The organism is Avibacterium paragallinarum, from assembly GCF_900450705.1.
Taxonomy (GTDB): Bacteria; Pseudomonadota; Gammaproteobacteria; order Enterobacterales; family Pasteurellaceae; genus Avibacterium; species Avibacterium paragallinarum.
In genome coordinates this window covers 447,178-465,968 of record NZ_UGHK01000002.1, presented here as the reverse complement: position 1 = coordinate 465,968, position 18,791 = coordinate 447,178, and the positions used below count along the sequence as shown (strand labels likewise).

Here is an 18,791-nt window from a genome sequence, read left to right as displayed (position 1 = left end):
CTCAAGACCTGTTAAAATACCCATTATTTGCATTAAAAGTAAGGAATAATTTTGGCACTTATTAGCTTAACCAATGGTTATTTATCATTCAGCGATCACCCATTGTTAGATCACGCTGATCTTTTTATTGAAGCGGGGGAGCGGGTGTGTCTTGTTGGTCGCAATGGAGCGGGGAAATCTACATTAATGAAAATTCTCGCCGGCGAAATGGTGATGGACGATGGGCGATTGCAGTTTGAGCGAGATCTTGTTATCTCACGTTTAGAACAAGATCCACCGCGTAATGCACAGGGGAATGTGTTTGATTATGTAGCGGAGGGGATCGCTCATTTAGCAGATTTATTGAAAGAATATCACCGCACTTCAGATTTATTAGAGCAAGAATATCACGACAGTACATTAAACCGCTTGGCAGAAATTCAATCGCAGTTAGAACACGCCGATGGTTGGCGATTTGAAAATAAAATCCGCGAAACCCTCGAAAAATTAGGGCTTCAGCCGAATATGCCATTGTCGGAACTCTCAGGCGGTTGGTTGCGTAAAGCCGCTTTGGCTCGTGCGTTGGTTTGTGATCCCGATGTGTTGCTCTTGGATGAACCCACCAACCACCTTGATGTGGAAGCCATTGAATGGTTGGAGAATTTCTTGCTTAATTTTGCAGGTTCGATCATCTTTATTTCTCACGACCGTGTATTTATCAGCAAAATGGCAACCCGCATTGTGGATTTAGATCGCGGCAAATTAGTGTCATATCCTGGCGATTATGGCAAATATCTTATTGAAAAAGAAGAAAATTTACGCGTAGAAGCCTTGCAAAATTCACTGTTTGATAAAAAATTAGCACAGGAAGAAGTTTGGATTCGTCAGGGTATTAAAGCTCGACGTACCCGCAATGAGGGGCGAGTGAGAGCATTAAAAGCCTTGCGAATGGAGCGACAGCAACGTCGCGAAGTGCTTGGCGGGGCAAAATTGCAAGTGGATAATTCCACGCGTTCAGGCAAAATTGTGTTTGAATTGGAAGATGTCAGCTATGAAATTGCGGGTAAAAAGCTGGTTTCTCATTTTTCTAGCACCATTTTACGCGGGGATAAAATCGCCCTCGTCGGTGCAAATGGAATTGGTAAAACCACCTTAATCAAGCTATTACTGGGGGAAATTCAGCCCACTTCAGGGCGGATTAAGTGCGGAACAAAATTAGACATCGCCTATTTTGACCAATACCGAGCCGATCTCGATCCCGAGAAAAGCGTGATGGATAATGTGGCAGACGGCAAGCAAGATATTGAAGTGAATGGAGTGAAACGCCACGTTTTAGGCTATTTGCAAGATTTCTTATTCCCCCCAAAGCGTGCGATGGTGCCAGTGAAAGCCCTGTCGGGCGGGGAACGCAACCGCTTATTGTTAGCTAAATTATTGCTCAAGCCAAATAATTTGCTGATTTTGGACGAACCCACCAATGATCTTGATGTAGAAACCTTAGAGTTGCTTGAAGAATTGCTTACGGACTACCAAGGCACGTTGCTGATTGTGAGCCACGATCGCCAATTTATTGATAACACCGCGACCGAATGCTATATGTTTGAGGGCGAGGGCGTGATTAATAAATATGTCGGTGGCTTCTTTGACGCAAAACAGCAGCAAGCCAATTATTTCGCTCAGAAAGCAGCGAACGCGGAAAAAACACCGAAAAATGAAAGTGCGGCGGAATTGGAGAAAGTTTCTTATAAGCCGAATAAAAATCGTCCCGTAAAATTGTCGTACAATGAACAACGTGAGCTAGAACAGCTACCGCAGCAATTAGAAAAACTAGAAGAAAAAATCACCGCACTTCAACAGGAAGTATCTGATCCCAATTTTTTCCAGCAAGATCATCAGTACACTTCTGACAAACTGCAACAACTCGCCGAAGCGGAACAAGCACTTGAAATGGCGTTTCTGCGTTGGGAAGAATTGGAAGAAAAGAAAAATATGGTGGGGTAAACGCGATATAAAATAAAAGGGCAGAGAATTTCTGCCCTTTTTTGTTAGATTAAGTTACTAATGAAGATTACTACAATAATTAAAGGTACAACATATTTCACATAATTAAACCAAATTGTAGTAAACGTTGAATTAGGGTTGCTTGACAGTTCTTTTTTCGCCTCATCTTTGAGAACAAAACCCACGAAAATGGCACAGCCAAGTGCAGTGAGTAAAAAGAGAATATTTCCACTCACATAATCAAAGGCATCGAAAATGCTTTTGCCAAAAATGGTGAAATCTTTTAGTAGGCTATCACTTAAAATTGACGGAATGTTGCCGAAAAGGAATATACTTCCTAAGGTTAAAAGAATGGCTTTTCCGCGACGCATTCTAAGTTTTTCTTGTAGTGAGGTAATAATCACTTCATAAATGGTGATTGAGGTGGTTAGAGCTGCGATCAACAGTAAGCTAAAGAAAATAATCGCAAAAATTCGTCCTGCCCATAAATGGGAAAATACGATCGGCAGGCTTTGGAATACGAGGGTTGGGCCTGCATTTGGTTCAATGCCAAAGCTAAAGAGCGAAGGAAAAATCATAAAGCCCGCTAACACAGCAATAATCGTATTGGTGAAGCCTGTGATAACCGCAGTTTGTACTAAATTTTCTTCTTTACTGAGATAGCTTGACAGGGTGATAAGCACGCCAAACCCTAAGCTCAAGGCGAAAAACACTTGCCCTAGTACCATAATGAACAGTTGCGGGGTGATTTTGGAAAAATCAGGCTTGAGATAATAAATAATCCCCTCTGCCGCCCCAGGTAGGGTAATGTTGCGGATTACCATTCCAATAAGGAAGATAAAAAGCAACGGCATTAAGTATTTCACAGAGCGTTCAATTCCGCCGATGATGCCTTTGGCGAGAATTACATAATTAATCGCAACGAAAATAAAGGTGTAAACCGCGATTTGTAGCGGGCTGTTGCTGATACTTTGCTCATAAAAGGTTTTAGCATAGTCTTTGGTGATAGTGGTGGAAATATCAAGGCTGCCCGAAATGAGGCTGATGATATAATTCATCACCCAGCCGCCAAGCACCATATAATATGCCATAATGCCGAACGCCCCGAGTAGCCCCATATAGCCGATGATTTTCCAATATTTAGAATGCGGTTTGCTGGTGAGTTTATCCGCAAAGGCATCAATGGAATTAACGCGTAAACGTCGTCCGATCACGTTTTCTACTAAGATCATTGGAATACCGATTACAATCATTGCAATGCAAAACAGAAGCACATAAGCCCCGCCGCCGTTTTCCCCAACGAGATAAGGGAAACGCCAAGTTGCACCGAAACCAACGGTTGCTCCTGCCACCGTCATAATGTAGGTCAGTCGGCTTGACCAAGTTTGTCGTTCAGATTTTTGGGTTGTCATAAGTTACCTTTAACTTTCGGTTTTTTCTTTGTATTCACAAAGATCTTCAATAATGCAAGAGCCACAGCGGGGTTTGCGAGCAATGCAAGTGTATCGTCCGTGCAGAATAAGCCAATGATGCACGTCTGCTTTAAATTCATCAGGGACGACTTTAAGCAATTTCTCTTCCACTTGTAACACGGTTTTTCCTGGTGCGAAGTTGGTGCGGTTACAGACGCGAAAAATGTGAGTATCAACGGCGATCGTTGGGTGTCCAAATGCGGTGTTTAACACCACATTTGCGGTTTTTCGCCCCACGCCTGCGAGTGCTTCAAGTGCGGTGCGATTTTCAGGCACTTTTCCTTGATGTTTTTCGATTAAATCACGGCAGGTTTTAATAATGTTTTCCGCTTTGCTATTAAATAACCCAATGGTTTTAATATAGCTTTTCAGCCCCTCTACGCCGAGATCTAAAATCGCTTGTGGCGTGTTGGCAACGGGGAAAAGTTTCGCCGTGGCTTTATTCACCCCTTTATCAGTGGCTTGTGCCGATAAAATCACCGCAATTAATAATTCAAAGGGCGAATTATAATGTAATTCAGTGGTGGGGTGGGGATTTTGATCCCGCAGTCGCGTTAAAATTTCAATACGTTTTTGTTTATTCATCTATTTATTACTTTTATGATCAATGACGTTTTTAATGGCTAAAATAATGCCTAAACCAAGGAATGCCCCTGGCGGTAAAATGGCGAGTAGGAAATGGCTATCAAGTTGAAATAACGTCAAATGGAGCGATTTCGCCCAGCCCCCCAAAAGGTTTTCCATTCCAATGAACAATTTGCCCGTGCTAATCACTTCACGCATCGCCCCAAGCAAGCAGAGGCTGAAAGTCATACCCACACCCATCGCAAAGCCGTCAAACAATGAAAGCCAAAGGCTATTTTTAGACGCAAAGGCCTCCGCACGCCCAATCACAATACAGTTGGTTACGATCAATGGAATGAATATCCCTAAGGATTGATAAAGGCTGTAAGTGTAAGCATTCATTATTAATTGCACGATGGTAACCGTGGTGGCGATAATCATCACATAAATGGGAATGCGTATGGCGTGCGGAATATAGCGGCGGAAGAGCGACACAACTAAATTCGTACACATCAACACCGCAATGGTAGCAAGTCCCAAGCCTAGTGCGTTGCTCACCGAGCTAGACACCGCCAGCAACGGACAAAGCCCGAGCAGTTGCACCAACGCAGGATTATTGTGCCAAAAGCCTTGTTTGAACAAAAGTTGCCATTGGCTCGTTTTTTCTGAAATCAAAGTGCGGTCAGTTTTTTCGCTATTTTTTATTTCAGTCGTTTCCACTATGCCCCTCCAGCTTTTCCTGATGAAGATAATCTAATAGCAACAATGCGGAACGTTTGACTTGATTGACGATCGCCCGTGGTGTGATGGTCGCCCCTGTAAATTGATCGAACGTGCCGCCATCTTGTTTTACAGCCCATTGAGATAAATTTGTTTTATTAATTTTCTTGTGATTGAAGCTCAAAACCCAGTTAGAAACGTGCAAATCAATTTTATCCCCTAGTCCCGGTGTTTCTTTATGTTCAAGGACGCGTACGCCCAAAATTTCCCCCTCAGGGGTTACGCCAACCAAAAAGCGAATGTTGCCAGAGTAGCCATCTGGGGCAATGGTTTCATACAGATAAGCGATGGCTTGCTGAGCTTTTTTGGCCTCACAAAGTTTAGTAATTCGCACATTTTGTGCTTGCGGAAAAGTAGGTTTGTAGCAACTCGCTAACAAATCATTATCGTAATCCTTCGGAGGAATGATCTGAGCGAACAATTCTTCTTGTTGCTTGGCCACTGCAGCTTCAATCGGTGTTTTCGTCAAAAAATAAACCCCAGCGGAAAGTGCGGTACAGATTAAAGCGACTGAGCCGAGCAGAAGCCCATAACGTCCACTCATTTTTGCAGTTTGCATATTAACCTCGTTTTTTATGCCCGCTCACCACGGGGCGGGTGTAATGATCAATTAATGGCACGCAAATGTTCGCCAATAACACAGCAAAGGCGACGCCATCGGGGTAGTTTCCATTGGCACGAATAAGGCAGACTAACAAACCAATCAACCCACCAAAAATCCATTTTCCTTTTGGCGTGATAGACGCTGTTACAGGGTCAGTGGCGATAAAGAATGCACCGAACATCGTTGCCCCGCTAAACCATTGCCACAGCGGGCTTGGGGCAGTGGCAGAAAACAGCCAATGCAAAGTGCTAATGAGTAACATTGAAAGCAAAAATGCGGCGGGAATATGCCAATGAATGATTTTTTTCCAAATCAGGAAAAGCCCACCTAATAGGAAGCAAAGATTCACCGCCGCCCAGCCTAGCCCTAAATTGAGATCCATTGTGAACGGCGAGACGGTAAAGATCGGCGATTGATTAATCTGGCTCAATTCCATTTTCATTTTCAACGCGGTTTTTACGGAATCTAACGGCGTGGCTTGGGTGATCCCATCAATGGAATTGGTGAGCTGTTGCAACGTGAAGCCATCGCTTGTCAGCCCGTGAAAAATCAACTGGTAAGCATCGCTTAGGCTAGGCGGTTCGTTTAATAATTGCACAGGGGGAAGCCAAGCTGTCATTTGCACAGGGAAAGAAATCAGCAAAATCACATAACCCACCATCGCAGGGTTAAAGAGGTTTTGCCCCAAGCCTCCATAAACGTGTTTACCGAGGAGCACCGCCCCAAATATGCCGATTAAAATCACCCAATAAGGGGCATAAGGCGGGATCGCCATAGCTAAAATCAATGCCGTGAGAACGACGCTAAAATCGCGAATGTAAAACAAACGAGGCTTGCGGCGTAAATGGGTCACCAGCAATTCTAGTAGCACCGCCAAGCTAATGGCGAGGGCAGATTGAACTAACACCCCAAATCCGAAATAGTAAATTTGTGCCACCAGTGCGGGCAGCATCGCCGCAATCACCCATAGCATAATGCGAGCGGTTAATTTGCCCGAATGGGTGTGGGGCGAACTCATCATCTTAAACATTGATAAACCCTTATTCTTTAATATGTTGTTCTCTTGCTTGTTTCTTGGTTTTGGCTCTTGCCACCGCCGCCGCGATCGCCGCTTTTTTAGCATCAAGTGCGGTCAGATTTTCAGCCATTTTTTCTTGCGTTTCGCCTTTCTCAGGTGTTGCGACGCGAGATTGAGCATTACCCGATGGGCTACTCGTCGCCTGAATCATCGAGATCGTCTGCTCCGTTGTATCCAACCCCGCTTTAATCGAATTAAGTGCATTTTCCACCGCATTTTTCTGATCTAGCGAAAGCATTGTACGATCGGACTGTTGCAAAGAATGCGAAGCCTTGATTTCCGCTTGCGAGCTAAGATTTTCTGCCGCCGTATTCAATTCAGTATTTTGCTTTTCCTGATTTTCTGTGGCGGAATTTCCCGCTAGGGCTTGTTTCTTTGCCTTGGCTCTGGCAATCGCCGCAGCGATAGCGGCTTTTTTCGGATCAAGTGCGGTCGGATTTTCAGGCGTTTTTTCTACCACACTTTTGCTTTGTGTATTTGCTTCTGCTGTTTCTGTATTTTGCTCTACCGTACTCAGTTCAGCGTTTTGTTTTTCTGAATTTTCAGCAGTGGCGGAATTTCCCGCTTGAGCTTGTTTTTTCGCCTTGGCTCTGGCAATCGCCGCAGCGATAGCGGCTTTCTTCGGATCAAGTGCGGTTGGATTTTCAGGCGTTTTTTCGATCGCACTTTCGCTTTGTGTATTTGCTTCTGCTGTTTCTGTATTTTGCTCTACCGTACTCAGTTCAGCATTTTGTTTTTCTGAATTTTCAGCAGTGGCGGAATTTCCCGCTTGTGCTTGTTTCTTCGCTTTCGCTCTGGCAATCGCCGCAGCGATAGCGGCTTTTTTCGGATCAAGTGCGGTCGGATTTTCAGGCGTTTTTTCTACTGCACTTTCGTTTTTCGGATTTCCCTCTACCGCATTTGGAGCAAGATTGCCCTCTGTGCTGAGTAAGGCTTTCCCTTGTGCTTCTTGCTGACGGGCTAAACGGCGAGCCTTACGCTGTGCCATAATTTCGGCGTTATCAGGTTGGAGCTGACCTTTTTCATCAACAAAGGTTTTTACCTCGGGGGATTGCTCGGCTTCGCTTTGTTTTTTCGCTTTCAAACGTTCCAAGGCGGCTTGAACAGGATCGATGCCTTGCTGTTTGGCAATTTCTTCACGGCGAGCTTCAGCGGCTCGTTGCGTGCGAGCTTTGCGGGCTTGTTCTTCTTTTTCTAAACGAGCTTGACGTGCTTCAAAGCGTAGCTTGGCTTCGTGAGATTTTTGTGCCTGTGCTTTGATTTCCCAAATTTTCGCTTTTTCTTGACGGAAATATTGGATCAGCGGAATGTGGCTTGGGCAAACATAGGCACAAATACCGCATTCAATGCAATCTTGCAGAGCGTATTGCTCTGATTTTTGATGATCTTCACTGCGAGCGAACCAGTAAAGCTGTTGTGGCATTAAATGCACAGGGCAAGCATCGGAGCAGGCAGAGCAACGAATGCAGGCTTGTTCTGGCTCAGGCTCGGCATACTCAAAATGATCGGGAGCGAGCAGACAGTTGGTAACTTTGGTTACGGGGGCATTGAGATGGGGGAGGGTAAAGCCCATCATCGGCCCGCCCATAAACACGGGAAAACGGGCGTCATATTGATAGCTCACCTGTTGCAACAGAGCGGAAATTGGCGTGCCGAAACGTACCCAGTGGTTGCCTTTGTGGGGAATTTTATCGCCTGTGAGGGTTACCACGCGTTCGATCAAAGGCTCGTCATTGATGACCGCTCTTTTAATCGCAAAGGCGGTGCCGACATTGTGCATTAATACGCCAATGCTTGAGGAACGTTGCCCGCTCGGCACTTCAACCCCTGTCAGCACTTGGATTAGCTGTTTAGCCGCCCCTGAGGGATACTTGGTGGGGATCACTCGCACCTCAATATCATTTGCCCCTTTTAAGGCGTGTTTGAGGGCTTGAATGGCTTGTGGTTTGTTGTCTTCAATGGCGATTACCACTTTTTCGGGGCGTAAAATATAGCGTAAAATGCGTATGCCCTCGATGATCTCAGCAGGATAATCTTGCATTAAGCGATCGTCGCAGGTGATATAAGGCTCGCATTCAGCCCCGTTAATAATCAGCAATTTCACCTTGTTTTCGGCGGACTGAATTTTGGCAGCCGTTGGGAACACCGCACCGCCAAGCCCCGCAATTCCTGCTTGATAAATGGTTTCGATAAGCTGGGCTGGCGTTTGGCAGAGGAAATCCTCAATAGGGTGCTGTTCTCGCCATTGATCTTTGCCGTCCGCTTGAATTTGAATGGTGAGCTCCGCCAGCCCCGAAGGGTGAGCGGCGACATAAGGGGAAATGGCGATAACTTTGCCTGAAGTCGGGGCGTGAACGGGTAAGGCTCGTAAGCCCTCACCACGGGTCAGCGGTTGCCCTTTCAGCACCTGATCGCCCACTTGAACGAGCAAATTTCCCGCATTGCCCGCGTGTTGCTTGACGGGAATATAGTAGCAATCCACCTCAATGGCAGGCTGAATAGGGCGTTGGTTGGACTGAGATTTCATTTCGGGCGGGTGAATGCCACCGTCAAAGTCCCATAATCTACCCGAATTAAATCTGTTTAATACATCGGTTTCATCAGCCATTATTCACCTCATTCTTGCTTTTGTTCTCGGTGATTTCTACCACAGGAATGACTAAGTTGGGATCGAATTTCCAATCCCATTCATCAATGCCTTTTTCGACTTTTATCATTGAAATACAATCTGTTGGGCAAGGGGCTACGCAAAGTTCACAGCCCGTGCAAAGATCGGGGATCACCGTGTGCATCGCTTTATTTGTGCCGATAATGGCATCAACAGGGCAAGCCTGAATGCACTTTGTGCAACCAATGCACATATCTTCGTGAATTATCGCAACCTTTGGCGTGTTATCTTCTTCATCAAATTCGATGGATGGCACATCAACGCCGAGTAAATCCGCAATTTTCACCACTAAAGGCTGCCCACCAGGGATACATTTGGTGATCACATCGCCTTGAGCGATGGCTTCCGCATAGGGTTTACAACCAGGGTAACCACATTGCCCGCATTGACTTTGGGGCAGTAAGGCATCAATTTTTTCAACAATGGGATCACTTTTCACTTTTAGCTTTACCGCGGCGATGCCGAGGATAATGCCAAAAATGATCGCAAGTAGTGTAATCGCAATTAAAATACTGGATAAACTCATCTTAGGCTCTCACTAAACCCGCAAAACCCATAAAGGCAAGGGACATCAAGCCCGCGGTGATTAACGCAATGGAAGCCCCGCGAAATGGCATTGGCACATCAGCGGCAGCAAGGCGTTCACGCAAAGAGGCGAACAGCACCAGTACCAAAGAAAACCCTAAGGACGCACCGAAACCATAAATCACAGATTGGGTAAGCGTGTGGGCTAAGTTTACATTGAGCAACGCCACGCCCAACACCGCACAGTTGGTGGTGATTAAGGGCAAAAAGACACCAAGCAAGCGATAGAGTGTTGGGCTGGTTTTGTGGATAACCATTTCAGTAAATTGCACCACCACGGCAATCACCAAAATAAAGGAAAGCGTGCGTAAAAAAATCCCATTAAATGGTGTAAGCAAATAATGATCGATTAAGTAAGAGCAAAGGGAGGCAACGGTTAGCACAAACATTGTCGCAAGCCCCATTCCAATGGCGGTTTCAATTTTTTTTGACACCCCCATAAAAGGACAAAGCCCTAGGAATTTCACTAGGACAAAGTTATTGATAAGTGCGGTACTAATTATCAGTAAAATATAGTCGGTCATAAGCGTTTTTATCCGTTGCTTTCTCTTTCGTTATTCTTCTGTATTGTGGAAAGCTCAGTGGTTAAATAAATATGTTAGCATTAAGCAAAATATAGCTTGTTATTATCGCCATTTCTCACCTTGATAACAATAGAAAATTTTAGGTAACACACTTTGTGCTTGTTCAGCCACCCCATAACCCTATTAAATAGGGCGGCTTAACGATTTTTATTTTTTAATTCTACAGTTAGGAAGTCTTGAAAATTTGATATATTGAATTGAAAGCCTGCATCGCGTAATTTCTTTGGCGATATTCGCTGGCTGTTTAATAATAGCTGGGTTCGTTCGCCTAAAAAAATGCGTAATAGAAAAGCAGGAACATTGGCAAAATGCGGGCGGTTTAGATATTCACCGAGTTGTAGGTTAAAATCTTGATTCGTGATAGGCTGTGGGGCGGAGAAGTTGAAGGCTCCCTTGCATTGTGGATTTTCTAATAGAAAGAGAATGCCTGAGATCATATCTTGCAAGCTGATCCAAGCCCAATATTGTTTGCCGCTCCCCAGTTTTCCGCCTAATCCGAAACGGTATAATGCTAGCATTTTGGGGAATGCACCACCATTAAGGCTAAACACCATACCAGTGCGTAACAAACAAACGCGGGTGTTGGCTTGTTGAGCAGCAGCTTCCCATTGCTGGCAAAGTTGTGAGGGAAAAGCTGTGCCAGCTGGCGAGTTTTCATCGATCCAGTGATCTTGATGATCGCCGTAATAGCCTGAAGCTGATCCCGAAATAAAGGTATGGGGCGGGTTGTCGCTTCGATTGATAAGTGCGGTCAGATTTTGGGTTAAGTTTACACGGCTGGTGAAAAGTTCCGCTTTTTGCTTGGCAGTCCAGCGATGATCGAAAATGGGTTCGCCTGCCAAATTAATCACCGCATCAAAATCATTTAACTGTTGAAATTCAGCTAAGTCATTGATTTTCTTTACGCCTTTTGGGAAGTGAAGCGGCTGAATTTGACGGGTTAAAACACAAAGCTGGTGTTGTTTCGCCAACAGTAGCGGGATCAAGGCAGAGCCAATTAAGCCCGTGCCGCCAGTGAGTAAAATATTCATTACAATGAACGCTCAAACAGCTCTTGAACACATTGCATTAACTGCAAAATGGAGGTGTCGGCCGTGGGGGTGATAAAAATCGTGTCATCACCTGCAATCGTGCCGAGAATGCCATCGCTTTTGCCGACGGAATCAAGCAAGCGAGCGATAAGCTGAGCCGCCCCAGGGCTAGTTTTTACAACCACAAGAAAATCATTATGGTCAATATCCATGACTAAATTTTTTAATGGACTGCTGGAGGTGGGAACGCTTAATTCATTTGGCAGGCAATAGACCATTTCCATTCGGCTATTGCGTGTACGTACTGCACCAAATTTTGTCAGCATTCTTGACACCTTAGACTGATTAATATTGCTAAAGCCTAAGTTTTGCAGGGCGGTGACAATTTCACCCTGCGAGCCGAAACGCTCTTGAGCTAAAAGTTCTTTAAAGGCGAGGATTAAGTTGTCAATTTTTTCTTGTGCCATTGGGATTACATTTTCTATGATTATGATTTTGCATAAATTGTGCATAAAAATTCACTTTTATGCAAGTTGAAAGTAATGCGTGAAAAAATGCGGTCTTAAAAATGAGAGATTTTTTACAAAAAGTTTGAGTTAGATCTCAGTATTGAATTTCTCTGTTTGAATTTGTAATGAGATAAGTCTAAAATCCAAGGCGATTAATTTATAGCTAGAAATGAGGAGTATTAAATGAAAGTTGCTGTTTTAGGTGCTGCTGGTGGTATTGGTCAAGCCTTGGCTTTGTTATTAAAGCTACAATTGCCGGCAGGTTCAGAATTATCATTATATGATATTGCCCCAGTAACTCCTGGCGTAGCGGCAGATGTAAGCCATATTCCTACGGCGGTAAAAGTACAGGGATTTGCAGGTGAAGATCCTACGCCAGCACTAGAAGGGGCTAATGTGGTGCTAATTTCCGCAGGTGTTGCCCGCAAACCAGGTATGGATCGCTCAGATCTGTTCAACATTAATGCGGGTATCGTGCGTAATTTGGTGGAAAAAGTCGCTCAAGTTTGCCCGAAAGCTTGTATCGGTATCATCACCAACCCTGTGAATACCACTGTTGCGATTGCGGCAGAAGTGTTGAAAAAAGCTGGGGTGTATGATAAGCGTAAATTATTTGGTGTGACTACTCTTGATGTGCTTCGCTCAGAAACCTTTGTGGCTGAGTTAAAAAATCTTGATGTTTCTCGTACCGCAGTACCAGTGATTGGTGGACACTCAGGCGTTACGATCTTGCCTTTATTGTCGCAAGTGCAATATGCGGAATGGAAAGAGGAAGAAATCGCCCCATTGACAAAACGTATCCAAAATGCAGGGACTGAAGTGGTGGAAGCCAAAGCAGGTGGCGGGTCAGCAACTTTATCTATGGCACAAGCTGCCGCCCGTTTTGCTCGTTCATTAGTAAAAGGCTTAAGTGGTGAAACTGTGGTGGAGTGCAGCTATGTTGAGGGTGATGGCAAATATGCTCGCTTCTTCGCCCAACCTGTCCGCTTAGGCAAAGAGGGGGTGGAAGAAATCCTCCCAATTGGCGAGCTAAGTGCCTTTGAACAAAACGCCCTAGAAGCAATGCTCCCAACATTACGTGCGGATATTGAGTTAGGAGAGAAATTTATTAATAGCTAGTTTTAAATTAATGTTACTTCTATTCGAGTAACGTGTTTTTTAACTGTAAGTATTAGCGTGGTTGGTAAAGGAGTTATCAACCACGCTTTTTTATTATTTCTCTATGATTCGGGAGTAGGCTTATTTAAATTTAGAAATAAGATAGAATGTTGAGTGGAATATCATATATAACTATTTTTACTACAGGATTAGTATCACAGATTTTATTTATGCAAATCAAGAATAGATAGGATTCACAATGATTTTCTCTATTAGGGGATGGATATAAAAAGAGATTATAGAACTAAAATGCTGATTTTCCTAAAATCGGGAATAATAATTGAAAGTGTCTATGATGGGATTGGTGCCAGTGGTCGGACTCGAACCGGCACGCTTTTAAGGGCGGCGGATTTTGAATCCTATCCGTTATAAATATCTATAATTATTAATTAAATCAATGACCTAATCGTCTAATCATTATAATTTTATCCCACCTAATTATCAACATTTCTCGCCTTTTTACACGCATTTCGTCAAACTTACGTCAAACTAAAATTCCCTCTCTTTCATTATCAAAAAATGACCGCACTTTTATGCGGCCATCTTGATTATTAATTGTCTTTAACCTTACCACCTGCAAAGAGATAAGGATTAACATAGCCCTTATAGTCCTCTGGCACATAATCTTCTGGCTGCGCTTTGACTAATTCAGATAATGCCCACTCGTACGGGATTTGTGACCAATCAGGCACGCTCGGGATAGTAAAAGTATTGATCGACAATACCTCTTTACCCGCCTCTTTTTTAGCCTTAGACACATAAGATGCCATTGTGATGTAAGTAGAGTTATTCAGATAGTCCACTTGCAATCCTGTTACTTCGTGATAATTCACGCTCGCCCCTGTGCGGGCGTCTTCGATTTGTTTTTCGATGTATTTCATAAGTAGTTTCCTCTTGTTGAGATAAAAAAAACCGCCACGAGGGCGGTTGGTTTAATTAAATTAGGTTATTTTTATAGTTAAAGCATAAGGATTGGTGAACTGAACATTTTCATATATGCCGTTGGAGTATCTTGATGATGTCCGCTTTCTTTTTGCGTAACTACCAAAAAGAATACTATATTTTGATATGAGCCGTCCTCCCGCCCCAACGCCGATAGAGATTATGCCTGCGTGGTAATCAACCCGCCCCCCCACCACTCCAAGAACTAAAAGAAGAATCTTCGTGACCGATCGTATTAAGTAATACATATTCATCCGCCATAAGCCATTTATTCACTATTTTAGTCTTGCGATAAAAATCTGCGGGACTAACATCCGATTTGATGCAAAAAGACGGAAGATCCAATGGGATTATCCTATTCACATTGACAATACCATTTATTCCACTGCAATACACACACTCCCCTTGGCTTGAGTATGTGGCAATACCATATTTAGGGATTAAATGTGAGGGGATCGAGCGTATCACAACACCAATTTTTAGTTTTATATTAACCTCTTGTATTGGATATCGTGTATTCCTTAGATCGTATTGGGGATTTTTAAACCATTGCGCTTTTTCTAATTTATTATTATATAACCAATTATCTACTAGTGTGGGTAAATGCCCACAAATTAAAATCTGATATTTGTTTTGCCGAACCCTTATTTGTGGTGGTGCAATGGCTTGAATCCCTTCAAATACAAGTTCCCCGTTTGGATTTCTATAAAATTTTTCTTCAAAATCACCATATTTAACATAACAAGCATTTGAAAAAACCAATATATCACCTAAAGGTGTTCCTACAGGGATATTCGGTAAATCCAGCCATTTAGTTTTAAAAGATTTATCGCTAATATCTATTGTATCAACAATTCTAATCAATCTTTCTTTATCTAAATTAAATGGCAACCCCGCAGCATAAATTCCAAAATCCATTTTTTACCCCAACACGACCATTGCAACATCTTCCGCATAAACGCCACCACAAGGCACCCACTTCCAACTTATTGTGTTCCCATCAATGTGAATCTCTGGCCTTAACCTCTCAAGCGCAAATTCAAACCCAGATGGGGTTGACAAGATCACCCCAGAAACATTGGTTGTCAGCGTTTTTTGTCCTGCCATCCCATAATTTAAATGGGGCTGTCCTAGATAACTAGACTAAACTCCCTTTAACTAATTGTTTTAAAATAGAAATTTGACTTTTTATGTTGCTGTAATTAAAACGCCATTCACATTCCTTTAAATAAAGCTCAAAATGCGCTTTTGGGATACCATTAAATTTGCGTAAATGGCGTTTTGCTTGGCTCCAAAAATTCTCAATTCCGTTAATGTGGTTATGATTTTCAGCAAAATGTGTGCTGTGATTGATACGAAAATGACTAAATTCACTCACATCAAGCACGTCATAACTACGATAATTATCGGTGTAAACAATACTATCAGGCTTTACCTGCTCCCGAATAATGGGTAACAAGGTGGCAGATTGCGTATTTGGAACCGCAACGGTATAAACCTTGCCATTGTGCTTGAGAAGCCCGAATACCGCAATTTTCCCTGCCGCACCACGACCACGTTTGCCTTTGCGAGCACCGCCAAAATAACTTTCATCGGCTTCAATTTCACCTTCAAACATCTCTAAGTGAAGGCTGTTTTGATAGATGAGTTGGCGTAAACGATGAAAGTAATATGCGGCAGTCGTTTTGTTTACATTGACTAACTCTGCTGCTGTCCTTGCAGTAACACCTGCAACAAATAGCTCAATGAGTTTATTTTGTTTGTGCTGACTTAGACGACTTTTTCTCATTGGTTCATTCTAACCTAAATAGATTTTTTAGTTGTTATCTAGGACAGCCCCTTTTGTTTTGCGATGGCTTCTTCTTTAGTTAATGCAATAATTTGTGCCGCTTGAACTTTCATTTGTTCGCGTAATGCATGACGAGTTTTTTCAGATTGGGTTAATTTCAACTGTGCCGCAAGGCTTGCCATTTCTGTTTGAGCCGCAGTACGCATTGCAACGGCATTAGCATAAATTGCTTTTGTTTCATTTGTTACAGCAATAGTATTTTTAGCGTGCTGAAGGGCTTTTTGACCAAGAGAAAGAGAATACTTGGTAATATGACCAACTGCTAAAGCACCAATAAAAACTGCCGTTGCTTTGATGAGCACATCAAGGTTTTCAGCAACAAACTCTACGCCTTGCCCGAGTTTCTGTGTAACTCCATAGGCTGTATCAACCTGCCCCGCAAATTGGATCATTGATGTTTCAAGATTGGTAAAGGACATTGATAAGGTTTTGACACGTTTTTCAAAATCCGAATCAACTGAAGATTTAACTTTTTGAAGGGCTGCAATCACTTTACTGATCTGAAGCTCACCATTTTTCCCCATATCTTTTAAAGTACCAACACTTACACCCAATCCATCAGCGATCGCTTGTGCTAGTGCTGGGGTTTGCTCCATCACAGAATTTAGTTCATCTCCACGTAATTCACCACTTGCCATTGCTTGACCAAATTGCATTAATGCCGCTTCCGCAGATGCGGCACTTGCACCGGACATAGCAACTGATTTGGAAACCGTTTCAGTGAGCGAAGCAACATTCTCTTGTGATAATCCGAGTTGTTCCGCATTTTTTGCAAAGCGCTGGTACACTTCCGCAGTTGCGCTTACTGCCTGGTTAGTGCGTAATGAAATATCAAATACAGTATTAGTTACCGCAGCCATTTCATTTTGGCTATCTGTTACTAATCTCATCCGATTTTGCAATTCGGTGTAACTATCAGCATATCTCAATGTTTGCGATGCCGCAGATGACAAGTTGTTACCAGCCCAACTTGCTATGCTTGTAAAAAATGTTCTACTCGTTGTTTTATTAATTGAGATTGCCGCGCGTTCGATATTATTAAGGTATTCGGTTGTTCGTTCAGAGAATTGTCTTGCTTTGTTTTGTGCAGCAGAGAGATTGACTTCAAATTGTTTTGCGAATTTTTGAGACTGATAAGCGGACTTGCTAAGGCTTTGCTGAAATTGAACGCTATCTAATCCTAATCTAATGTTTAAACTGCCAAGCGATGACATATTTCCCCCAATAAAAAAGCTCGCCATAATGCGAGCTTCTTTCAAAAAATTGTTTTTAGTTGATGATAACGTATTTTACACGCACTTGTTCCTGCTTTATTTTTTCTAACTCAGCATAATATTTCTTCGTTTGAACGAATACCATAATCAACCGCACCAAAAAAGAAAGCACGAAAATACCAAAGAAAGCAAAAATATATTTAATATCAACTGCAAATAATAGAAAGAGTGAACCTAATGCAATTAATATACCAAAAAATACTTTTGCCCAAAACAGGATGAAATCAACTAGCATTTTTCTTTCCTTTATTTACTAATATCATTAAATTCATTATATTGCCTAGTGAATTACAAGGCAATAGATATTTAACGATTGGCTAGATAAGATTCTGAACCGTCATCATCGCTACCATCTTCTACATTCCTTTCAATAAAAAAAGGCATTAATTCATTCAGTGTTGTTGCTTTTTGTTTTGGATCACGATGGATAGCTGCCAACAAATGTGATATTTGGGCTGTACGATAATCTTCACGCCATAAGCCAAAAGGCTGTTCTTCATAAAATAGCATATATTCCTGAAAATGTGATTCAGGCATTGTCTCGATTTCAACCAGTGTTTTACCCAACGCAAGACTGAGAATTATTTGGAACTTGCGTCGGTCTGTGAGTTTTTTGGCTGTTCTCCCATTAATGCACGACTCAATTCTTCTGAAACAGATTTATCAAGTTTTGATAAGGCTTTCAAATCCTCTATATTTTCAAAATCAAATAGATTATTTCCATTTTCATCACATAAACGAATAGCTAGGTTTCTCGCCAATCGATAAGGATCATAAACTTTACTAAGTTGTTTAACTAATTCTTCAGGATCATCATAATTTAATTCAATCCCTTGTTCTTCAGCGAGATCGCACAGCACTTTTTGTTGCGCATATAAACTGTGATTCATATCTCCCACACTAAACTCACGGATAAAATACTCCGTATTACCAATTTTTACTTTCTGCAGTTTTGGTTGATTTTCTACCAATAATGATTCACGAGTGCCAATAGCCATTTTTTTTATCCTTATCAGAAATGAAAGGCCGCCCATACAGCAGCCTAATTTAAAACAATTACGCATTTACAGGTAAATGGTAATCACGTTTTGATTTTTTGATCGTTACACCAGATTCAAACTTACCTTTTACTTCGCCGCTCCAATTAACTCCAGTTTGAATAAATCCAGTTCCATACAATGAACCCTGTTTATTCTTTAACACCAGCATCCAGGGAAACGTTTCTTTAGCAAAGAATTTTTTGCGCAGATCAGCTTGTATCTCTGTTGCAGGAGCATAGCGAAAGGTGAGTTTTACGTTACCAAACTCAATATCGCCTGGTTCAGTTTCTGTGCCTTCACTGCACATTGTGGTCACATCTTCTTCTGTTAATGTATCCCCATCACCTTCAATATTTGTGATGGCACAGAAGTTATTTGACCAAATTACCCGCGCTACTTTGGCATTGGTAAACACGGTTGGTTTGTCTTGGTCTGCCCAATTCACTTCATCGGCAAAAATGATGTCATTGGTTTGAACATCTTTAACAGGGTAGTAGCCGTCTAACGAGCCAAGCCCAGTAATGCGGAGCAAATCCCCTTTTTTGTAACCGCTATTGGCGACGGTGATTTTGGCATTAGGGGTGATTTCGCACGCGGTGATATTTTTCTCCGCTTCAACCCCCTTGCCGATATAAAATTTTGTCCCCTGAAATGGGGTGGTTTGTGTGGCCAT

20 protein-coding genes and 1 pseudogene are annotated in these 18,791 nt (G+C 42.6%); 2 read left to right on the top strand and 19 right to left on the bottom strand.

The annotated features are described in order from the left end of the window. The first annotated feature begins 51 nt into the window (after positions 1-51). The gene (locus DXZ23_RS06990) at positions 52-1,980 is read left to right on the top strand and encodes an ABC transporter ATP-binding protein (RefSeq protein WP_017806153.1); all 1,929 of its coding nucleotides are present in this window, start codon (positions 52-54) and stop codon (positions 1,978-1,980) included. A 44-nt stretch (positions 1,981-2,024) separates the two neighbouring features. On the opposite strand, the gene DXZ23_RS06985 is transcribed toward DXZ23_RS06990, so the two are convergent. The 10 genes from DXZ23_RS06985 to argR form a co-directional block, all read right to left on the bottom strand. Continuing rightward, positions 2,025-3,392 carry a sodium-dependent transporter gene (locus tag DXZ23_RS06985; protein WP_017806154.1) on the bottom strand — a complete coding sequence of 456 codons (1,368 nt, stop codon included), beginning with the start codon at positions 3,390-3,392 and terminating at the stop codon, positions 2,025-2,027. A 9-nt stretch (positions 3,393-3,401) separates the two neighbouring features. Further along, a complete protein-coding gene (gene nth / locus DXZ23_RS06980) occupies positions 3,402-4,037 on the bottom strand; it encodes an endonuclease III (protein ID WP_017806155.1) in 636 nt (211 codons plus the stop codon). After that, positions 4,038-4,736 (bottom strand): electron transport complex subunit E, encoded by a 699-nt coding sequence (locus DXZ23_RS06975; protein ID WP_017806156.1) that lies wholly within the window; start codon positions 4,734-4,736, stop codon positions 4,038-4,040. Continuing rightward, a complete protein-coding gene (rsxG, locus tag DXZ23_RS06970) occupies positions 4,723-5,355 on the bottom strand; it encodes an electron transport complex subunit RsxG (protein ID WP_017806157.1) in 633 nt (210 codons plus the stop codon). Before rsxG ends, DXZ23_RS06975 begins: the two co-directional genes overlap by 14 nt. 1 nt (position 5,356) lies before the next feature. Then, positions 5,357-6,430, bottom strand: a complete 1,074-nt coding sequence (gene rsxD / locus DXZ23_RS06965; RefSeq protein ID WP_017806158.1) for an electron transport complex subunit RsxD — start codon at positions 6,428-6,430, stop codon at positions 5,357-5,359. A 10-nt stretch (positions 6,431-6,440) separates the two neighbouring features. Then, entirely contained in the window at positions 6,441-9,086 is a 2,646-nt protein-coding gene (gene rsxC / locus DXZ23_RS06960; protein ID WP_103846600.1) for an electron transport complex subunit RsxC, read from the bottom strand. Next, the gene (gene rsxB, locus DXZ23_RS06955) at positions 9,079-9,672 is read right to left on the bottom strand and encodes an electron transport complex subunit RsxB (RefSeq protein WP_017806159.1); all 594 of its coding nucleotides are present in this window, start codon (positions 9,670-9,672) and stop codon (positions 9,079-9,081) included. The genes rsxC and rsxB overlap by 8 nt, the downstream gene beginning before the upstream one ends. Position 9,673: 1 nt before the next feature. Continuing rightward, complete coding sequence (rsxA, locus tag DXZ23_RS06950) at positions 9,674-10,255, bottom strand: electron transport complex subunit RsxA (protein ID WP_017806160.1); 582 nt, start codon at positions 10,253-10,255, stop codon at positions 9,674-9,676. Positions 10,256-10,452: 197 nt separating this feature from the next. Continuing rightward, entirely contained in the window at positions 10,453-11,346 is an 894-nt protein-coding gene (locus DXZ23_RS06945) for a TIGR01777 family oxidoreductase (protein ID WP_017806161.1), read from the bottom strand. Next, entirely contained in the window at positions 11,346-11,813 is a 468-nt protein-coding gene (gene argR, locus DXZ23_RS06940; RefSeq protein WP_017806162.1) for a transcriptional regulator ArgR, read from the bottom strand. Before argR ends, DXZ23_RS06945 begins: the two co-directional genes overlap by 1 nt. A gap of 225 nt (positions 11,814-12,038) precedes the next feature. Here argR and mdh point away from each other — a divergent pair, with 225 nt between their 5' ends. Continuing rightward, positions 12,039-12,974, top strand: a complete 936-nt coding sequence (gene mdh / locus DXZ23_RS06935; protein WP_017806163.1) for a malate dehydrogenase — start codon at positions 12,039-12,041, stop codon at positions 12,972-12,974. Between the two features lie 590 nt (positions 12,975-13,564). Here the strand turns inward: mdh and DXZ23_RS06930 are convergent. The 9 genes and pseudogenes from DXZ23_RS06930 to DXZ23_RS06890 all read right to left on the bottom strand — a co-directional run bounded on the left by DXZ23_RS06930 (position 13,565) and on the right by DXZ23_RS06890 (position 18,791). Then, positions 13,565-13,894 carry a hypothetical protein gene (locus DXZ23_RS06930; RefSeq protein ID WP_017806164.1) on the bottom strand — a complete coding sequence of 110 codons (330 nt, stop codon included), beginning with the start codon at positions 13,892-13,894 and terminating at the stop codon, positions 13,565-13,567. A gap of 238 nt (positions 13,895-14,132) precedes the next feature. Continuing rightward, positions 14,133-14,873 carry a hypothetical protein gene (locus DXZ23_RS06925; protein ID WP_017806165.1) on the bottom strand — a complete coding sequence of 247 codons (741 nt, stop codon included), beginning with the start codon at positions 14,871-14,873 and terminating at the stop codon, positions 14,133-14,135. A gap of 3 nt (positions 14,874-14,876) precedes the next feature. Further along, the gene (locus DXZ23_RS15415; RefSeq protein WP_017806166.1) at positions 14,877-15,062 is read right to left on the bottom strand and encodes a hypothetical protein; all 186 of its coding nucleotides are present in this window, start codon (positions 15,060-15,062) and stop codon (positions 14,877-14,879) included. Between the two features lie 31 nt (positions 15,063-15,093). Beyond that, positions 15,094-15,744: an IS1595-like element ISHpa1 family transposase gene (locus DXZ23_RS06915; protein ID WP_035695512.1), complete on the bottom strand. Its 651-nt coding sequence runs from the start codon at positions 15,742-15,744 to the stop codon at positions 15,094-15,096. A 53-nt stretch (positions 15,745-15,797) separates the two neighbouring features. Next, positions 15,798-17,018, bottom strand: a pseudogene (locus DXZ23_RS06910) (tape measure protein); the annotation flags it as partial. A gap of 55 nt (positions 17,019-17,073) precedes the next feature. Next, a complete protein-coding gene (locus DXZ23_RS06905; protein WP_017806168.1) occupies positions 17,074-17,313 on the bottom strand; it encodes a hypothetical protein in 240 nt (79 codons plus the stop codon). 71 nt (positions 17,314-17,384) lie between these two features. Next, entirely contained in the window at positions 17,385-17,615 is a 231-nt protein-coding gene (locus tag DXZ23_RS06900) for a phage tail assembly protein T (protein WP_026138525.1), read from the bottom strand. A gap of 44 nt (positions 17,616-17,659) precedes the next feature. Continuing rightward, the gene (locus tag DXZ23_RS06895; RefSeq protein WP_017806170.1) at positions 17,660-18,076 is read right to left on the bottom strand and encodes a hypothetical protein; all 417 of its coding nucleotides are present in this window, start codon (positions 18,074-18,076) and stop codon (positions 17,660-17,662) included. 58 nt (positions 18,077-18,134) lie between these two features. Further along, positions 18,135-18,791: a hypothetical protein gene (locus tag DXZ23_RS06890; RefSeq protein WP_026138526.1), complete on the bottom strand. Its 657-nt coding sequence runs from the start codon at positions 18,789-18,791 to the stop codon at positions 18,135-18,137.

Excerpts from the sequence above, each read along its gene's own strand:
- rsxD (WP_017806158.1), bottom strand. The coding sequence starts at position 6,430 with ATGTTTAAGATGATGAGTTCGCCCCACACCCATTCGGGCAAATTAACC.
- DXZ23_RS06895 (WP_017806170.1), bottom strand. The coding sequence starts at position 18,076 with ATGGCTATTGGCACTCGTGAATCATTATTGGTAGAAAATCAACCAAAA.
- DXZ23_RS06945 (WP_017806161.1), bottom strand. The coding sequence starts at position 11,346 with ATGAATATTTTACTCACTGGCGGCACGGGCTTAATTGGCTCTGCCTTG.
- mdh (WP_017806163.1), top strand. The coding sequence starts at position 12,039 with ATGAAAGTTGCTGTTTTAGGTGCTGCTGGTGGTATTGGTCAAGCCTTG.
- rsxG (WP_017806157.1), bottom strand. The coding sequence starts at position 5,355 with ATGCAAACTGCAAAAATGAGTGGACGTTATGGGCTTCTGCTCGGCTCA.
- DXZ23_RS06930 (WP_017806164.1), bottom strand. The coding sequence starts at position 13,894 with ATGAAATACATCGAAAAACAAATCGAAGACGCCCGCACAGGGGCGAGC.
- DXZ23_RS06925 (WP_017806165.1), bottom strand. The coding sequence starts at position 14,873 with ATGGATTTTGGAATTTATGCTGCGGGGTTGCCATTTAATTTAGATAAA.
- rsxB (WP_017806159.1), bottom strand. The coding sequence starts at position 9,672 with ATGAGTTTATCCAGTATTTTAATTGCGATTACACTACTTGCGATCATT.
- argR (WP_017806162.1), bottom strand. The coding sequence starts at position 11,813 with ATGGCACAAGAAAAAATTGACAACTTAATCCTCGCCTTTAAAGAACTT.
- DXZ23_RS06915 (WP_035695512.1), bottom strand. The coding sequence starts at position 15,744 with ATGAGAAAAAGTCGTCTAAGTCAGCACAAACAAAATAAACTCATTGAG.
- rsxA (WP_017806160.1), bottom strand. The coding sequence starts at position 10,255 with ATGACCGACTATATTTTACTGATAATTAGTACCGCACTTATCAATAAC.
- nth (WP_017806155.1), bottom strand. The coding sequence starts at position 4,037 with ATGAATAAACAAAAACGTATTGAAATTTTAACGCGACTGCGGGATCAA.
- DXZ23_RS15415 (WP_017806166.1), bottom strand. The coding sequence starts at position 15,062 with ATGGCAGGACAAAAAACGCTGACAACCAATGTTTCTGGGGTGATCTTG.
- DXZ23_RS06900 (WP_026138525.1), bottom strand. The coding sequence starts at position 17,615 with ATGCCTGAATCACATTTTCAGGAATATATGCTATTTTATGAAGAACAG.
- DXZ23_RS06985 (WP_017806154.1), bottom strand. The coding sequence starts at position 3,392 with ATGACAACCCAAAAATCTGAACGACAAACTTGGTCAAGCCGACTGACC.
- rsxC (WP_103846600.1), bottom strand. The coding sequence starts at position 9,086 with ATGGCTGATGAAACCGATGTATTAAACAGATTTAATTCGGGTAGATTA.
- DXZ23_RS06890 (WP_026138526.1), bottom strand. The coding sequence starts at position 18,791 with ATGGCCACACAAACCACCCCATTTCAGGGGACAAAATTTTATATCGGC.
- DXZ23_RS06905 (WP_017806168.1), bottom strand. The coding sequence starts at position 17,313 with ATGCTAGTTGATTTCATCCTGTTTTGGGCAAAAGTATTTTTTGGTATA.